The sequence below is a fragment of the Paenibacillus sp. NPDC056933 genome (genome assembly GCF_042674385.1).
GTDB lineage: Bacteria > Bacillota > Bacilli > Paenibacillales > Paenibacillaceae > Paenibacillus.
The window spans coordinates 736,132-753,349 of sequence record NZ_JBHUQN010000002.1 but is presented as its reverse complement, the minus strand read 5'-3'; the positions used below and the strand labels follow the sequence as shown (position 1 = coordinate 753,349).

General features: G+C 46.9%; 16 protein-coding genes. 6 read left to right on the top strand and 10 right to left on the bottom strand.

Features of this window, described 5'->3' with window-relative positions:
* Positions 1 to 117 precede the first annotated feature (117 nt).
* Together cysK and ACFTRD_RS18370 are read right to left on the bottom strand one after the other, a co-directional pair.
* Positions 118 to 1,074: a cysteine synthase A gene (gene cysK, locus ACFTRD_RS18375; RefSeq protein WP_379382489.1), complete on the bottom strand. Its 957-nt coding sequence runs from the start codon at positions 1,072 to 1,074 to the stop codon at positions 118 to 120.
* A gap of 270 nt (positions 1,075 to 1,344) precedes the next feature.
* Positions 1,345 to 1,731 (bottom strand): YhjD family protein, encoded by a 387-nt coding sequence (locus tag ACFTRD_RS18370; RefSeq protein WP_379382487.1) that lies wholly within the window; start codon positions 1,729 to 1,731, stop codon positions 1,345 to 1,347.
* A 458-nt stretch (positions 1,732 to 2,189) separates the two neighbouring features.
* Here ACFTRD_RS18370 and ACFTRD_RS18365 point away from each other — a divergent pair, with 458 nt between their 5' ends.
* Positions 2,190 to 5,774 carry an S-layer homology domain-containing protein gene (locus ACFTRD_RS18365; protein WP_379382485.1) on the top strand — a complete coding sequence of 1,195 codons (3,585 nt, stop codon included), beginning with the start codon at positions 2,190 to 2,192 and terminating at the stop codon, positions 5,772 to 5,774.
* Between the two features lie 550 nt (positions 5,775 to 6,324).
* On the opposite strand, the gene ACFTRD_RS18360 is transcribed toward ACFTRD_RS18365, so the two are convergent.
* A complete protein-coding gene (locus ACFTRD_RS18360; protein ID WP_064636670.1) occupies positions 6,325 to 6,558 on the bottom strand; it encodes a hypothetical protein in 234 nt (77 codons plus the stop codon).
* The gene (locus ACFTRD_RS18355; protein ID WP_192268619.1) at positions 6,555 to 7,592 is read right to left on the bottom strand and encodes a nucleotide-binding protein; all 1,038 of its coding nucleotides are present in this window, start codon (positions 7,590 to 7,592) and stop codon (positions 6,555 to 6,557) included. The genes ACFTRD_RS18360 and ACFTRD_RS18355 overlap by 4 nt, the downstream gene beginning before the upstream one ends.
* Before the next feature lie 909 nt (positions 7,593 to 8,501).
* On the opposite strand from ACFTRD_RS18355, the gene ACFTRD_RS18350 reads away from it, so the two are divergent.
* Complete coding sequence (locus ACFTRD_RS18350; RefSeq protein ID WP_379382482.1) at positions 8,502 to 9,224, top strand: YitT family protein; 723 nt, start codon at positions 8,502 to 8,504, stop codon at positions 9,222 to 9,224.
* A gap of 183 nt (positions 9,225 to 9,407) precedes the next feature.
* Here ACFTRD_RS18350 and ACFTRD_RS18345 read toward each other — a convergent pair whose 3' ends face one another.
* Complete coding sequence (locus ACFTRD_RS18345) at positions 9,408 to 9,881, bottom strand: DUF2188 domain-containing protein (RefSeq protein WP_379382480.1); 474 nt, start codon at positions 9,879 to 9,881, stop codon at positions 9,408 to 9,410.
* A gap of 234 nt (positions 9,882 to 10,115) precedes the next feature.
* Here ACFTRD_RS18345 and ACFTRD_RS18340 point away from each other — a divergent pair, with 234 nt between their 5' ends.
* Positions 10,116 to 10,916, top strand: coding sequence for a lipid II flippase Amj family protein (locus ACFTRD_RS18340; protein WP_379382478.1), 801 nt, complete (start codon positions 10,116 to 10,118; stop codon positions 10,914 to 10,916).
* Positions 10,917 to 10,918: 2 nt separating this feature from the next.
* Here ACFTRD_RS18340 and ACFTRD_RS18335 read toward each other — a convergent pair whose 3' ends face one another.
* The 4 genes from ACFTRD_RS18335 to ACFTRD_RS18320 form a co-directional block, all read right to left on the bottom strand.
* Positions 10,919 to 11,317, bottom strand: a complete 399-nt coding sequence (locus ACFTRD_RS18335; protein WP_379382476.1) for a hypothetical protein — start codon at positions 11,315 to 11,317, stop codon at positions 10,919 to 10,921.
* The gene (locus ACFTRD_RS18330; RefSeq protein ID WP_379382474.1) at positions 11,317 to 11,520 is read right to left on the bottom strand and encodes a helix-turn-helix transcriptional regulator; all 204 of its coding nucleotides are present in this window, start codon (positions 11,518 to 11,520) and stop codon (positions 11,317 to 11,319) included. Before ACFTRD_RS18330 ends, ACFTRD_RS18335 begins: the two co-directional genes overlap by 1 nt.
* A gap of 271 nt (positions 11,521 to 11,791) precedes the next feature.
* On the bottom strand, positions 11,792 to 12,754 hold the full coding sequence (msrA, locus tag ACFTRD_RS18325) for a peptide-methionine (S)-S-oxide reductase MsrA (RefSeq protein WP_379382472.1): 963 nt from the start codon (positions 12,752 to 12,754) through the stop codon (positions 11,792 to 11,794).
* A 190-nt stretch (positions 12,755 to 12,944) separates the two neighbouring features.
* The gene (locus ACFTRD_RS18320) at positions 12,945 to 13,556 is read right to left on the bottom strand and encodes a TVP38/TMEM64 family protein (protein WP_379382470.1); all 612 of its coding nucleotides are present in this window, start codon (positions 13,554 to 13,556) and stop codon (positions 12,945 to 12,947) included.
* Between the two features lie 198 nt (positions 13,557 to 13,754).
* On the opposite strand from ACFTRD_RS18320, the gene ACFTRD_RS18315 reads away from it, so the two are divergent.
* Positions 13,755 to 14,693, top strand: a complete 939-nt coding sequence (locus tag ACFTRD_RS18315; RefSeq protein ID WP_379382468.1) for a Gfo/Idh/MocA family protein — start codon at positions 13,755 to 13,757, stop codon at positions 14,691 to 14,693.
* Between the two features lie 37 nt (positions 14,694 to 14,730).
* Positions 14,731 to 15,045: a hypothetical protein gene (locus tag ACFTRD_RS18310; RefSeq protein ID WP_379382466.1), complete on the top strand. Its 315-nt coding sequence runs from the start codon at positions 14,731 to 14,733 to the stop codon at positions 15,043 to 15,045.
* A 37-nt stretch (positions 15,046 to 15,082) separates the two neighbouring features.
* On the opposite strand, the gene ACFTRD_RS18305 is transcribed toward ACFTRD_RS18310, so the two are convergent.
* Entirely contained in the window at positions 15,083 to 15,901 is an 819-nt protein-coding gene (locus ACFTRD_RS18305) for an AraC family transcriptional regulator (protein ID WP_379382464.1), read from the bottom strand.
* A gap of 201 nt (positions 15,902 to 16,102) precedes the next feature.
* Here ACFTRD_RS18305 and ACFTRD_RS18300 point away from each other — a divergent pair, with 201 nt between their 5' ends.
* Positions 16,103 to 17,215 carry a Gfo/Idh/MocA family protein gene (locus tag ACFTRD_RS18300; RefSeq protein WP_379382462.1) on the top strand — a complete coding sequence of 371 codons (1,113 nt, stop codon included), beginning with the start codon at positions 16,103 to 16,105 and terminating at the stop codon, positions 17,213 to 17,215.
* Positions 17,216 to 17,218 lie beyond the last annotated feature (3 nt).

The window sequence follows — 17,218 nt, the reverse complement described above, 5'->3', positions numbered from 1 at the left end:
TGTGTCAGGTTCATTAGAACCAATGACCAATGAGCGCTAATAAGGGAGGGCCTCTGTCATGCTCATGACTTATGGGACATGGAAGCCCCTTTTTGATGTGTATAGATTTATGCTGTGTTAAAAAATATCCATGCTCAAATACCGTTCCCCGGTATCCGGCGCAATGCAGAGCACCCGGTGTCCCGGCCCCAGTTCCCGCGCGATGCGCAGGGAGGCCCACACCGAAGCACCAGAGGAAGGGCCGAGCAGCAGCCCTTCCCGGGCAGCAAGCTGCCGCATCGTATCCAGTGCGTCCTCATCGGACACCTGGATAATGGCATCCCACACGTCGGTATTCAGAATGTCCGGGATGAACCCCGGACTTGTACCGACGAGCTTATGAGGTCCGGGCTCGCCACCGGACAGCACAGGTGAACCTTTCGGTTCTACCGCATAGATGCGAATGTCCGGCAGCTGCTTGCGCAGTTCTTCTCCTGTTCCGGTAATGGTACCGCCAGTTCCCGCCGTAGCAATGAAGGCATCCAGCTTGCCTTCCATCTGCTGCATTATTTCGGGAGCTGTGGTGATCCGGTGGATGTCCGGGTTCGCCTGATTCTCAAATTGCTGGGGAATGAAACTTCCCGGAATGTCGCCCTGCAGTTCTTTGGCTTTGCGGATCGCACCCGGCATCCGTTCCGCAGCAGGGGTGAGCACCACATCTGCGCCATAGGCTTTCAGAATGTTGATGCGCTCCTTGGACATGTTGTCCGGCATGATCAGAATGGCCTTATATCCTTTGGCAGCGGCGTTCATCGCAAGACCGATGCCCGTATTGCCGCTGGTTGGTTCGATAATAGTGGCTCCGGGGAGCAGGAGTCCAGCGCGTTCAGCCTGAACAATCAGGTTGTAGGCGGCACGGTCCTTGACGCTGCCGCTTGGGTTGAAATATTCCAGTTTAACATATACGTCAGCAGATTCGCTGCCTGTGAGCCGGTTCAGCCGTACAGCAGGTGTCTGGCCGATCAGTTCGGTGACATCTGCGGCAACGCCTGTATGTCTGGCTGTTTGTTTAGTCGAATTCAAATCCAAATCCATGAAGTACAACTCCTTGATTGATAAGACGTTGAAAGCTATCCCGCTGGACAAGTCTGTCCGCCATTAATGTCTGGCAGGCTTGTTTGGTTATGGGCATTGATTTTCATTGCAGGTCTGAACGAAATGTCCAGACAAGTCTATTCCATCTTAATGAACGCAGCCTTCCCGGGTCAACCTGTTTCCATTAGGCAGGGGCGGGGAGTCTGAGGAGTAAAAGGACTACGAAATATGAATTCAAACGATGACGGGTACATCAAGTAGATAAATCAGCTACAATGGCTGGGCCAAATCCATATCCAGATGCCGACTGAGCTCCTTTTTGACTTCATTCCGCGCGAACGTCCACAGCATATAGAACCGCTGCAAATATCCTCTGCACAGATACTGGGTTTCGATCCCATCAACTTGCCGTTTCTCCTCCAGAACCTTGACGCCACGGGTTCTCATCTGTTTGCGAAGTTCCAGCATTTCCTTAAGTACATGATTCTGAATACGGGTTAGAGACAGGATGTAGACCTCTGGCATTTTGAGCTGCAACGTATCCAGTGTTCGAATATCCCGTTCAAGCACATCCAGCAGGAGGGTGCGTACAACCATGCTTTTAATCAAACGATGATCCTCATCCGCAGGGGATGGGGCGGAAGGGGAGGATGACATACTTTCACTTCCTTAGCTTGAATATAAATCGATCGAATTAAGAACAAATGTTCCTGTTCTGTATTATAGTCAGCATAAGCTTGACTCATACAGGTTTCAACCTGAAATTTTTTACAGTCCTATGTATAATTCCAGGTTTGAATGCCCGAAATGCTTACCTTTTGCCGGTTACAGATACATTAGGAGCATGTTTTAGGAGAAACAGTCCAGTTTAGCCTGATGTTCAGAATCGGTTCAGAATGAATCGTTATAGTGTCTATATATGTTGTTATTGCACAGAAAGGAGATAAAAAAATCAGAGATACATACCAGAAGAGTATAAGTAGCTAATTTGTCTACTAGCAAAGTAACTAGCTTTTTTAGTAGATTTCGTAGGATGTGGATGTAGATAGAGTGCGGGTTGGGGAGTAACAAGCGGATGTTATATAGCAAGGGAGAGGATGAGGATGAGGATGAGGATGATGAATAGGAAGGTACTGAAGGTTAGAAAAGTGATTGCGATGCTATTGGTGTGTCTGCTCATTTTCGGAGGTGTTCCCGGATTTCAGACGTTGGGCGTGGATCGTGCCTATGCCGCAAGTGGGACATGGACAGATGTAGGTGGAGCCGGCTTCACAACAGGACAGGTAGAAAATATTACGTTAGTTTTTGATCGGGAAGGTACACCTTATACTGTTTTTAGGGATTTAGGCAACGACAATAAAGCAACGGTTATGAAATACATCTCTGGCGGATGGCAATCTGTCGGACCACTCGGCTTTTCTGCTGGTGAGGTTTGGACTACGTCACTCGCATTTGACTCTCAGAACGTTCCATACGTCGCTTACCAGGATATGGACAATGACAGCAAAGCTACAGTTATGAAATTTAACGGAAATCAATGGGAGGTTGTGGGCAGTGCTGGTTTTACGGCTGGAGCTGCGGTGTACGTTACGCTTGCATTTAGTCCTGATGATACGCTCTACATTGGTTACCGGGATCATGCTGCAGATTCTAAAGTGACGGTTAAAAGATGGAGTGGAAATCAGTGGGAGACGGTTGGCTCTGCCGGTTTTACGACAGGTATTGCACTGGAGATGTCCAAACTGATTATTGATGCTAATGGAATTCCCTATTTTGCTTTTAAAGATTCAACGAATAATAAATTGACTGTAATGAAGTTTGCAGGCAATCAGTGGAAAAATGTAGGAGCAGCGGCATTTACAGCAGGCACAGCATCATATCTGTCCCTGGCGTTTGGTCCGAATGGTGTACTTTATGTTGCATTTCAGGACGGTTCCAACAGCTATAAAGCAACGGTAATGAAACTGAATGGCAGCCAGTGGGAAGTGGTTGGGAACGCAGGATTCTCATCCGGAAGTGTGTATAATCTGTCTTTGGCTTTTGATCCGCAAGGTGTACCTTACACCGCTTTTAGAAATTCAGTTAATTTTAGTATGGAGCCTCAGGGTGTAATGATGAAACTTGATGGGAATCAGTGGACTATAGTCGGAGGGAAGCCGTTCTCTGCAGGTCAAATAAACGAATCCTCGCTTGCTTTTGGTCCGAATGGAATGCCTTATGTTGCTTATATAGATAATACCAAGAGTAATAAGATGACAGTCATGACGCTTTCTACGGGACATTCGGTGACTTACAATGCCAACGGTGCGACCACGGGAAGTGTTCCGGTTGACAATCAGAAATACGAAAAAGATGCAATGGTGACAGTGCTGGATAACGCAGGAGCACTGGAGAAGGAAGATTATCAGTTTACAGGATGGAATACTTCCGAAGACGGTAGTGGAATAGGTTACAGTGCAGCGGATACATTTTCCATGGATGATGGTGACGTTACGCTATACGCACAGTGGCAACCGCTTTATGTCCATATTGGTTTTGAATCGAACGGTGGAACCGAGGTTATTAGTCAAAAGGTGAATTACAATAGCTCGGCAACCATTCCTGACGCGCCAGAAAAATCGGGATACACGTTCTTTGGCTGGTATCAGGATAGCCAGTTGCAGCAGGCTTTTGATTTTACTACAAATTTGACGAAAGATATAACACTTTATGCCAAATGGAAGTCATCTACAGCAACACTCTCCAGTCTGACGGTAAGTTCAGGGCAGCTCACACCTGATTTCTCTGCGGATGAGCTTGATTATCACGTAGATGTCGAATCCGATCTAACGAGTATGGGCTTTTCTCTGAGTAAAGCAAATGAAGGACAAGACGTAACTGTAACGGGTGCCACAGATGAAACGTTGACGGAGGGTATTTACACCTATACTGTTACGGATTTGGTATATGGTTCGAACCCTGTAAATATTAACGTTCAAGCGGAGGATGGTAGCAGTAATAACTACACACTTAACATCAACCGCATCGACAGCAGTAACGCCAAACTAAGTGAAATCAATCTACCTCATATTACATTGTCTCCAGCGTTCAGTCCGGATGTAGAGATGTACGAAGCGACGGTCAGCAGTTCTGTTAGCACGACTGAAATTAGCGTTGAACCGGATAAAACGGGAGTTGCTGTGAAAATTAATGGTGTTAGCGGCAACAGTACAGTCGTGCAATTAGTTAGTGGTATGAATACAATTATTATTGAAGTGACTGCATTAGATGGAGTAAGCAAGAAAACATATACGCTGAACATCAAGCGCGATAGTGATCATTCAGGTGGATCGGGTGGCAATGGGAACTCCGGTGGGGGATCTGGCAGTTCTGGTGGCTCCAGTTCTGGGGGAAGCAGTGCAAGTACACCAGGGACTAACACCGTCGTAACTCCGCCAACCACAGGTGCTCAGGTGCTCGTGAACGGTAAAGCAGAGAACGCAGGCAGCTTAACCACTAGTGAAGTGAACGGACGAAAAGTTGTAACCCTTGCAGTGGACGCACGACTTATTGCACAAAAACTCCAAACTGAGGGGAACAACGCCATCGTCACGATTCCAGTGACAGGCAACAGCCAAGGAGATCAGATTGTCGGTGAGCTGACGGGTCAGACGGTCAAACTGATGGCTGACAAACAAGCAGTGCTGGTGCTTCAAACCGATTTTGCCTCCTACACGTTACCTGCACAGCAGGTTAATATTGAGCAACTCGCCCAGCAACTTGGTGTGAATTCTGACAATTCTTTGGAGAACATCAAATTGAGAATCGAAATCTCACAGCCAGCAGGAGCGGTCATACAGACAGCAAAGTCAGCAGCTCAGCAAAATGGATATGCTCTTCTGGGTTCGCCGGTTGATTTTAAAGTAACAGCCACCTTCGATGGCAAATCCGTGAGCGTGGATAAGTTCAATAACTACGTATCACGTACGATTGCATTACCGGCTAACGTTGATCCAAACCAGATTACCACAGGTGTTGTGGTGGATGCAGATAGCTCTGTACGCCATGTACCAACGAAAATTACACAGGTCAATGGGGTATACCATGCACAGATTAACAGCTTGACCAACAGTGTATATGCCGTCATCTGGCATCCGCATACCTTCACCGATGTTGCCAGACACTGGGCCGAGATCGAAGTGAATGATATGGGTTCACGTATGGTCATCCAAGGCATCACAGACACCACTTTTGACCCGAACCGTGGAGTTACACGTGCGGAATTTGCTGCCATCCTGGTACGCGGATTGGGATTGAAGCCTGGAGAGCAGGTGAACTCTTTCAAAGACGTGAATGGAAGCGAATGGTACGCGGATGCAGTGAACATGGCATCCAGCTACGGTCTGATCGATGGATATGAGGATGGGACATTCCGTCCGCAGACACAAATTACTCGTCAGGAAGCCATGGCACTCATTACAAGAGCTATGACAGTGACTGGAATGGACAAGACTGTACCTGCCGTGGACGTTCAGCAATGGTCTGACTATGCAGATGCTGAGCAAGTAGCAAGCTGGGCGAAGGAAGCAGTAGCGGCCAGCATTCACTCTGAACTGGTGTCTGGACGTGGAAATGGAATCATTGCTCCCAATCAACTGATTACCCGTGCAGAGACAGCGGTGATCATCCGTAGATTGCTTCAGCGGTCCGGTCTAATATAGATTCATAACAGAACATTTTTCTGAACTGTATTTGATATTGTTATTGGAACAGGCAACGCGAGATCTGCGTTGCCTGTTTGCTTTGCATAGGGTATTGGATTAGATGACATGCAGACGACTAAACTATCTCTTAGAAACTCATCTAAAAGCTATAATTTGTTATTTACAGAACATGTGTTCCTGTATTATAATCTATATGGGAATGTTGATACACATTACAACCGGGGAATATTGGAAATGGCCCATATCCTGTTTATGCTGAAGTGTAAGGTGTTCAAATAAGGACAGGCCTTCTCCAAAATAAGGTATAATTTTTGGCTTTTGCAGGAAACCTAAGGGCATGAAGAAACGGTCTTATGGATTGCAAGCTATTACGGAAGTGGTTATGGGAATATATTCGAAGAAATGTATCACAAAAGAAATTACAAGAATATGAATGGGAATGGCAGCTCTTTTTTGAAAAACAGCAACAAAAAAGCCCCTACCTTGGGCGGCGGGGGCAGATCATCTGCCGAACCAGACGGCAGAGTTGTATATGAGTCTAAAGCGGTTAAGCCAGATACTGAGGCTTCTCGTATAGAGCCTCTTTTTCCAGAATCACTTTGTAAGGTCTTTCCTTACCCTTCAGGGAAGGGCCAATCGTGGTCAAGGGTACGGCCGGTTTGTGGAAACGATCTTCTTCCTTGGGTTCCGGAACCGGTCGTGATGATTCGGGCGCAGAACTGAGGCGTACCTTTTTCTCGCTGCCCCAGCGCTTGCTTATTTTTTTCGTTTCCGGTTTCATTCCGGTTCGCCTCCTAACAAATCGTTGATGGCGTTGAACAGATGACGATTCTCCAAATCCATCTGCTGAAATATCGCCTCATCCGCATCAATATGCCCAATAATGTGGACTGTAATTACATACCTCTTGGCTACAGGATAGCATAGCAGATATTCTTTCTCAAGGTAGTCGTCGTAGAGATTGATCTTGATTTTGTTCTCCCGGTAAGAATCAATAACCAAAATTCGCTTCGGATCATCAGGCTGCTTATCGTCGTTGGCGGACAAGTTATATTTTCTCCCCGGTTCCCCCACATTACCACATAATTGTTCAATATGACCACTGTCATCTGTACGGTATATGGCAGTCCCGCGTACGGCAAATGGGGGATGAGAGACAAAGGCAGTACGAAGGGCATCACTCATTCGCTCGAGCATCTTGGCATCTGCTTTGCGGGTGCGCAGCAATTCCCTAAAGAACCGCAGCAACTTGAGCAGTTGCAACCGCGCTTCTCCTTCAGTTCGTTTATGCTTCTCAATGATCTGCTCTACTTCAGGATCGCTCCAGCGCCCCTGTTCTTCGATGCTGTCTGCGATTTTGGAACAAGCCACCGATACGGCTGGTGCCCATTTCCCGTCTGAACGAATTTCATAAACCAGTGGATTTAAGCCTAACAGGTCTGTGGGCATGCGCAAACCTTCGATCTTGGATGCGTCTTTGATGTCCGTAATATCCTCAGGGAGAATGAAAAAAATGCGTTTTCTTCCTAACCGCCCCATAAACAAACCCATTTCCAGCATTGTATTATCACGGACAGAGGCATAGTACTTCCCGCGAATTTTCGATATATCATCCGGATGAAAAATAAAAATGGCAAAATCAGTCGTACGCACTTCTGTTTCCAGATCGTCCATCGTATAACTGCTTGGATTAAAAACTCCGGAGTACCAAGGGGTAACTTCGGCCGAGAAACGCAAGTTTTCGTGTACTGCGGCTGCAATCGGCTTCGCTTCCAGCGAGCAGCCAATAAAGACTCTTGGCTTTAACGTTTTCATCAATCCGCCTCGCTTAAACGGTAGTGGGAATCAATTGTTATATTATACCATAAACAGCAGAGTAAGTCTGGAAACGTTTAGCTGGACTCAAAAACCGATTACGTTTGCTATAGTGTATGTGCAAAAGGGAGATGTTTCCTTTAAAATTCGCGGAAAAATAAAAAATGGACCCAAATTGTCACAGTTGGGTGACTGGACAGTTATATTTGGAAGCTTCAGTCATAGAATGAAGGAGCAGGTTGCACCATTAGTTAGAGAAGCTTGTCCTGGTGTGGCTGTTTGGCGGCTCAGGCAGGCCAGAGTGTGCTTTTTGCGCATATTTGAAGGGTCTGCTGTTTCGACCCAATCACATCGGTGTTATATAATAGAAGAACAAGCAAGTTAGCTTTGGTGTTAAATTGAATTAAATTGCAACTGCTACATTTTGGACTTACATTTTACACAAGAACGAAGAGTGCAGAACCCATCTGTAGAAGCGAAGCGTTCGCCTTTATCACAGGATTTTTCCCTCCGGGAAAATGGAATTCAAAAAAATCCAGGGATAACAGCGATCGAAAGAGGGTACTGCAATTGAAGTGATAAGTGTAAAGTGATATGTTCAAGCTTCTGCATTGTTGTTATTTTCAGTTTAATCGAGATAGCTAACCACCAACAGACAGAAAGGATCAGGATACCATGAGTTCCCGAAGGATAATCTCCCCAAGGACGATCTGGAAACGTTACGATCTCTCTTACACTTAGCGCCCCTTGTAGAGTAAACCACCGTAAAGAAAAAAACGGCTGACTCTGCGAAAGAGGGGATTGGAATGAATAATATTCGAAGGACAAATACGATGATTTCTTCCAGGCTTGCCTTTTGCAGTGTACGGTCGGTGCAAACCAACCTTTACAAACTGCGAGGGAACCTGAATGAAGAGAACATCGTTAACCTTACAACAAGTTAAGACAGAGGCGATCAAATTCGCCATTATGCTGCTCGGAACATTTATTTTGGCATTTGCCTACTATCACATTAATTTTCAGAATCATTTATCGGAGGGCGGATTTGTCGGTCTGGCCCTGCTTGGAAAATACGCGACAGGCTTATCACCTGCCATCGGCATGCTGCTGCTGGATATTCCAGTCATGATTCTGGCCTGGTTCATCAAAGGCTGGAAGTTCATGATTCAGGCGCTGCTGGGTGTGGCCGCATTCTCATTGTTTTATGACGGGTTTGAGCGGTACTCCACCCTGGTCATTCCGTTTCACGGCAATCTGTGGATTCCGGCAGTCCTGTCCGGTCTTATAACTGGCGTGGGAGCTGGCATGGTGCTTCGTTTCGGAGGAGCGACAGGCGGAGATGACATTCTGGCGGTGCTCATTAGCCGTTGGAAGGGCTGGAAGCTGGGAACGGTTTTCTTTGTCAGCGATGCGTTTGTACTCGGATTGTCGCTTTTCTTTCTACCGGTAAAAGAAACTTTATATACCATTCTGGCCGTATGGATTGCCAGCAAAGTAATTACGTACATGGTCAGTTTCCCGGCTCGCCGCACGGTTACGACCTCAGCTGTGAAGCTGCCCGTATCCACTGCAGCCAAAGTAGTCAGCGGTGCTTCCCAACGAGCTCCGGTGGCTAGAGGCGTATCGCATTAAATTACCGAACCACCTTACCCCTGAATGAACGATCTCAGGTAAGGTGGTGTTGTCTTATAAAAAGCCCTTTTGCATGCTTGATGGGATGAGATCCCATTAACAGCAAAAGGGCTTTTGACATATCAGCAGGCGACCGACAAACATGGTAAGTTCCCAACCAATCAATCCTTATCACAAATTCATTCAAGGTTTGATGGAAGAGGCAATTTGACCATCTTCATTATGGATGATCGCCCGGATGTTCTGCTTTTCACTCTTTTCCTTGGCAGCATCTACGGCCTCAGCTTTGGTTTGAAACGTGGAGACAGGTTTGGATTGCCCTTCTTCCTTGATGGCCCAGCCGGAGTCCGTAGGGACGACATGAATATTGTCATGGCTTTTGGAAGAAGAGACTGGCTCGGAATGACGGTGCTCAGATGAGGATTTTCCATGCTCTGATCCACTGTCTGATGAAGAATGTTTCGTACCCTGCTTCGAATTCTTCGATGTGGGATGATTCTCATCCCATTCTTCTGCTTTTGCCGTAGCAATGGCAATGGCACGTCCTTCCTCATATCCGTCATCCAGCAGTGCGTTGGCAATATCAATGGCTTTATGTCTGACACGAGGCTCCAGATTTTTCATGGAAACCGGATAATCCTGTTTATTCCACGGCATATAGATTCCCTCCCGTAAATTAATGAGTTAAATAAGTTAGTTGTATATTACCCTGTACGAGGATGGATAAACGTTTGTTTGGATGAGTCCTGATGGATATGTCTTGGTGTTTGCACTTTTTCTGTCGGGATTCCTACCCTTCCTTTATATACTTTTATATGGGCGAGGAGTATAATGCTCCCATATCCAAAAAGTACAATAAAAACGATTAGAGGAAGATAAGGAGATCTACATATGTTTAGTTTGAGTCTGGCCATTCCCATGTTATTTACGATGCTTATCCATGCCGCTGACAGTCTGTCCTATGCGCTGCGTCTTGGGGGATTGCGTACTCGCAGAATAGCGCTGGCCTTGTCCCTGTCCGGGATTTTGCTGCTGGTTTCCCGCACCTCCAATATGGCGCAAGGACCGATGGTGGGCAATCTGGTGGATACCGCGACAAATGGAGAAAATCCGCACTTTGCAGCGCAGCTGCACTGGCTGATGGGTGCAGCTACGGTAGGGACGGCACTGGCCATAATATGCTTCCCAACCATGGTTAAACTTGCTTCCCGCATGGTTGTTCATTTCGAGGCGGCAGGGTCCATTCCGTCGATGGTACGAGGCATGCTAAAGCGTAGCAAGATCAAAAACGCGACGTATTACATTACTCCTCCATCATGGAAAATGGCAAAATTGTTAGTCCACAACGGAATGCCCAGACGTCTAATGACGCTGAATATAGCGGTGACCGCCATCTATACGACAGGAGTTCTGTCCAGTCTATATGCTGCGTACCTTTATCCGGGGCAGGCCGTAGCGGCGTCACAATCTACAGGGCTGATTAACGGGATCGCGACGATCCTGCTGACCATTCTGATCGATCCTCGGATCTCTCTTCTCAGCGACAAATCACTGCGTGGTGAGATCCGTTTGGATCGAATGAATCAAATCTATGGGTGCATGCTTGTATCCCGTCTGTTCGGAACACTTCTGGCACAGCTGTTATTGATTCCGTTTGCGTATTGGATTGGCTGGATTGTTAGTTTGATGTGATTTTACTCCCAAGTTCTGTATTTTCTTACCTGAATCCATTCGATAAGAGGCAGGGTGATCATGGAGACTCCCAGCAGTGAGAGCAACAAAAGGCTGGGTTCTTCATGGATCCATTGGTCTATGCCAACAGCGACGAGAATAAAGAAGGTTAGCAGAAAATAACCAAGCCTCGAACTCTGTTCTGTAATCCGTCTGCCCAATTCCTCGTCTTCACGAATGCCATCTTTATCCTCTTTGGTTCCCCATGTCATAGCAGACATGAACAGCATCATGACAGCGCCAAGGGTCACGATTTCGTTAAATCCGATGGACTTCCCTGTAGCAGTCCGAAATATTACTGTGGCAAGAATAATGAATGCACCCAAACCTGTAATTGCAATTTTCCAGCTTCTGGTCTTCATTAAGGCTTCTTCCTCTCATATATAAATAATTGTTCAATCGTGACTTCCAATACTTCCGAGATGGCAAAAGCCAATGGAAGACTGGGGTCATACTTGTCATTCTCAATGGCATTGATCGTCTGTCTGCTGACGTCGCACTGCTCTGCAAGTTTTCCTTGGGAAATGTTTTTCTGTTCACGCAAGGCCTTAATCCGATTACGCATAATTAACCTCTCTTCACGTAGTACAGTAGAAACGAAAATAGGAAATACGAATATGGAAATGTTGGCTGGGATATTAAGGGGATTTCATGTTCGGACTATTGGGGTGTAAAGAATTCTTTACACCTGGATTATATAGGAAGCTTCTTCCGCATGTCAAGAACTCTTGACACACAAAGAAGAGCAACGGGATAGTACCCGCTGCTCTTTGCTCTAATTTACAGCTTCAGCTTATGTTCATAATCTGATCAATTACACAGCCTGGAACACTCGTTTAGTTAAACAGAACAGCGTACTCGCCATAGCCTTCTTTTTGCAGATCTTCTTTGGGTACAAAACGAAGGGCCGCGGAGTTGATGCAATAACGCATGCCTCCAGCTTCGGCAGGACCGTCATTGAACAAGTGCCCCAGATGGGAATCGCCTTCCCGGCTTCTCACTTCGGTACGAATCATGAAGTGGCTGAGATCGGTTTTTTCCTTGACGTTGTAGTCACGCAATGGACGGGTGAAGCTTGGCCAGCCGCAGCCGGAATCGTATTTGTCCGTGGAACTGAACAGCGGCTCACCAGACACGATATCCACATAGATTCCATCACCATGGTGATCCCAGAATTCATTATGAAACGCCGGTTCAGTCGCACTATTCTGTGTCACTTCGTATTGCAGCGGTGTAAGGCGTTCTTTTAGATCGCTTTTATCTACTTTGCCTGACCAGTTACGCTCGATAAAGTCCTGACGACCAGAACCTTTGCTATACCGTTTGTAGTGGGCAGGGTTCTTGCGATGGTAATTTTGATGATGTTCCTCTGCCTCGTAGAACGGTTTCGCTGGCAAAATCGGTGTGAAGATCGGCTTGTCAAAACGTCCGCTTTGCTCCAAAGCAGCCTTGGAAGCTTCCGCAATTTGGCGTTGTTCTTCACTGTGGTAGAAGATGGCCGTCTGGTAAGATGCTCCGCGGTCATGGAATTGACCACCCGTATCGGTTGGATCGATCTGTTGCCAGAACAGCTCAACGAGCTTTTCATAAGGGAAGATGGCCGGGTCAAACGTAATTTGAACCGCCTCTACATGTCCTGTCGTTTCCGAGCAAACTTCCTCATAGGTTGGGTTCTCGGTGTGTCCGCCAGTATAACCCGATACAATCTTATGAATGCCGGGCAATTCCTCAAAAGGGGATACCATACACCAGAAGCATCCTCCTGCAAAAGTTGCTTTTTCAATTGAATGTTGTTCCATTTATATTCACTCCATTTCTGATGAAGATCCAGCGCTCGTGTTCGAGCTGTCGCTCCGCTTGTTTTGGACATTCGTCCAAAGCCGAAAGTCGCTCCAATTCGATCACTCACTCTTCTATTATATCCTGAATTGGCAAGCCAACCAAGCCGGATCGTATGAGGTGGAACAGAATGGCCTCTGAACCACCGATTCAGATTTTTTTACGCGTACGCAAACGAAACAAGAGCAATATAACTGCCATGAGCAACAGATATCCGGCAAGGATCAGCAAGCTTTGCCATATGGATGTTTCTGCTTGTGCGCCTGCATAGGCAAAAACAAAAATCGCTGGCAATTTGCCAATCGCGGTAGCCACCATGAAGACCCAGAATGGCGTGTAGGTCATGCCCGCATAGATGTTGACTGCCATTTGGGGGACAATCGGCAACAGACGCATCGACATGACACCCATGAAGGGATGAGCCTCCATCCAGGTCGTGAATCGATTCAGACCTCGGATGTTTTCGAGATAGGATCTGGCCTGAGTTCTGAATATCGTTCTTGCTCCCGTGTATACCAGCATTGCTGCAAGTGTGGTCCCAAGCCAGCAGATCCAGGCTGCTGTTGCGGTACCGTAACTATAGCCAAAGGCAATAATAACGATCTTGTACGGAATTACGGGTACAAGAGCAAACAATGTCGCCATGGCGAGTAAAAGCGGGATGGACTGATGCAACTCCGTCCAGGCCAGCAGTTCATATCTGTAAATAAACGTGACTCCGGCAAGTAAAACATATAAGAGGAGCCATAACCATTTTCGCAAAATTCCAAACGCTCCTTTCAGATCAAAAGGCTCTGACCGCTTCCAATCTGTTTTGCTGTTCCTCTAAAGTTTACCACGATCCACCAAAGGATGAACAATTCGTTCCACCTCACCTGCAATCACTGGCAAGTTGCTGGCTGAAGGGTTACACTATAGGACGTGGAAATATTGAATTCATCCTGAAGGTGGAATGACATCATGGAAACGAAAAAGCGCACCCGTGCCGGTATCATTGGACTCGGGGATATTGCACGTAAAGTATATTTGCCGTTGTTAAGTGCTCATTCTGGTGTGGAGATTGCGGGTATCATGAACCGATCCCCAGAGCCAGTAAAGGAGATTCAGCATACGTACAGATTAAGTCATGGAACAACAGACTTGAAAGAACTGTTGTCATGGGATCTGGACGCAGTGTTCGTACATACTGCAACGGAAGCTCACTTTGACATTGTCATGCAATGTTTGGAGCGGGGACTGGCTGTATACGTAGACAAACCTCTATCGTATACATTACGCGAATCGGAAGAGATGACGGCGTTTGCCGAGGCGCAGGGTTTATTGCTGGCTGTAGGTTTTAACCGAAGATTTGCACCGATGTACCAAAAAGCAAAAGAATGGATGCAGGCTGGACAAGGCTTCGAATCCTTGACCGTAACAAAGCACAGAACAGGCATTCAGGAGCGTTCTGCTGCTGAAACCATTTATGATGACCTGATCCATATGCTGGACCTGATGCTGTGGTATTCGGATCACCATGTAGAACTGCTGCATCAGTGGATACGCAAAAATGATCTGGAGCAGTTGTTGCACGCGGCGGGAACAGCCAAGCTAGGCAAAACAGCTTATGGCCGTTTTGATATGGTACGCCAGGCGGGGGCTGATCTGGAGAAAGTAGAACTTCACGGCGGCGGAAGATCGGTCGAAGTCCTGAACATGGAAACAACCAGTTATATGGAACAAGGAGGGCTTGTACAGAACAAAACGTTTGGTAGCTGGGATTCCGTATGGACGCGCAGAGGGTTTACCGGAGCTGTTGACGATTTTCTGACCTGTTTGGAGGCACCTGACGACTGTCTGATCAGTGCAAGTCATGTGATGGACAGTCATGAGCTTGCTGAACAACTGACTCGCAAATAGTTTGGGTGTAGAATACACATTTTGGAGGAATAATACGATGGATGAATATGAAAAGGAACGCAGTAAACAGATCGAGGAAGCTGTGATTGAGACCTATAAACAGGAAGAGGAAATGATGATTCTGGTATTCGCCCAGTGGTGTGTCAATCACGGACTGGACCCGGAAGAGATGTACCGGCAAGCCTACCCGGATCAACTGAGCAACGAGCGTTTGCAGCAGGTGCTGAAGCTGGTAGTGTCCAAGGAGGAAGCCGGTGACATTCCGGATGATACAGTACTGGGTATCTTGTCGATGTTCGGCAATGAAGATCTCGCCATGGTGGTATCCGAGGCGGTTGCCGCGCGCAAATAAGTTTCGGTTACGTATAATACAGTATGAATGAAGCGAATTACATCTGTTCCCGGTGAATGACCCTGAATTCCTTGGGCGACATGCCAAACCGGGAGCGGAATACCCGGTGAAAATACGTATAGTTGTTAAAGCCGGAAGATTCGGCTACATGTTCAAGTGTCATCGGACTGAAAATGATCCGTTCCCTGGCCATGTTCAGCCGTACATCAAGGGTATATTGCATGATACTTTTGCCAAACGCTTCTTTGAAAAGATGTACTCCGCGTGAAACGCTGATTCCAATATGCGTAGCTATATCTTCAAGCTTGAATAGAGAAGAAGCGTTCTCCTCAATATAACTTTTAATCTCATACGCCACATAGTTGGTATTCGTAATCGCCGGATGCTCCGAGAGCAAACGATCCACTTCAAGACAGAGAATGCGCATATAATAACTGGCGATCTCCGGGTAAGGATTGGAAATACGGCGCTGCTCCAGTACGAGCTGTCGAAACAGGGTGAGCAGACTTTCGGTCAGCTGCACCTTGATCCGGTTCGGCCTCTTGTGATGGTTCCACCACTCATCGACCCAGTCCCCGTTGAAGAAAATATGGTAATCACCACTCTCCACAAGTCTTTCACCCATGGGATTTTGTTCTTTGTCTACTCTTAGTTCATACGGCTCATCGGGACTAAACAGAAGCAGATCACCCGCATCCACGAGCGACATGACACCGTCTACACGGGCTCGGCAACGTCCATCCGTCTGGAGCCTCAATAGGTAATTCTTTACTCCCTCAGGATGCAAGCCTATATAGGGTTTGCGGTGAAACGAAAAGCCTGCTGTAAGAACCTGGCAGGAAGGATCAGTCGGCATTGGCATACTCCTTGCAATTTGAAAATTATGACCAGATAGTTCATGTTTTAATCATATTATTCATTTTAATCGAAGCCGAAACGGAATACCATAGTATTAAATTCAAGCTCATAACATCCAGCACAGCCTTTTAACCGCAAACCATCCATTACCAGTATGCAAGTACAGGTTCTCACCATTCATAAGGAGATGAACATCACTGTGGAGAAAATGAAAGCAGGAATTATTGGTTGCGGTAACATCAGCGCCATTTATTTGGAAAATTTAAAAGATAATCCCCTCATTGAAATTGTGGCTGTTGCGGATTTGATCCGTGAACGGGCACAGGAACGGGCAGATGAATTTAATATCGCAAACGTTTACAATGTAGATGAGTTGCTGCAAAATAAAGAAATTGAACTTGTGCTGAACCTTACGGTTCCTGGCAGTCACGCCATGACTGATCTGGCTGTACTTGAAGCCGGCAAACATGTGTATGCCGAGAAGCCGCTGGCGATTTCTCTCGAGGATGGCCGCAAGGTTGTTGAACTGGCCGAGGAAAAGGGATTGTACATTGGCTCAGCACCGGATACCTTCCTTGGATCAGGCATTCAGACTGCCCGCAAGGCGATTGAAGAAGGGCTGATCGGCAAGCCGATCGCGGCTACTTCATTCTTCATGGGTGGAGGGCCAGAGGCTTGGCATCCAAATCCGGAGTTCTTTTATGTCGCTGGAGGCGGACCAATGTTCGATATGGGGCCTTACTATCTGACAGCTCTGATCACGCTTCTTGGACCGATTCGCAGAATCAGTTCCTCCGCAGGTGTACAGATCCCGGATCGCGTCATTGGTTCTGGACCGAAGGAAGGTACACCTTTACAAGTGCAAACGCCTACACATTTGGCAGGAACCATTGACTTCGAGGAAGGTGCCATTGCAACGATGATTACAAGCTTTGACATCCGGGGCGCTTCGGATCTGCCAAGAATTGAAATTTACGGTACGGAAGGAACGCTGAGTGTACCGGACCCTAACTATTTCAATGGGGAAGTGAAGCTGCGCAGATTCGGTCAGGATACATGGGAAACAGTGGAGCCTGCTTTTGAAAGCAGACAGAACGAGCGCGGTATCGGCGTTACGGAGATGGTCGAATCCATTCGTGCTGGTCGTGAACACAAGGCTAGTGGCAAGCTTGCTTATCATGTGCTTGAAGCCATGCATGCGTTCCAGCGTTCCTCCCTCGAGGGAAAACACATCCAGTTAGAGAGCACGTATGAAGCCGTAGCAGCAACCAACACAGATGAAATTCAGTCAGAGGCTGTACAATCACACTAATTG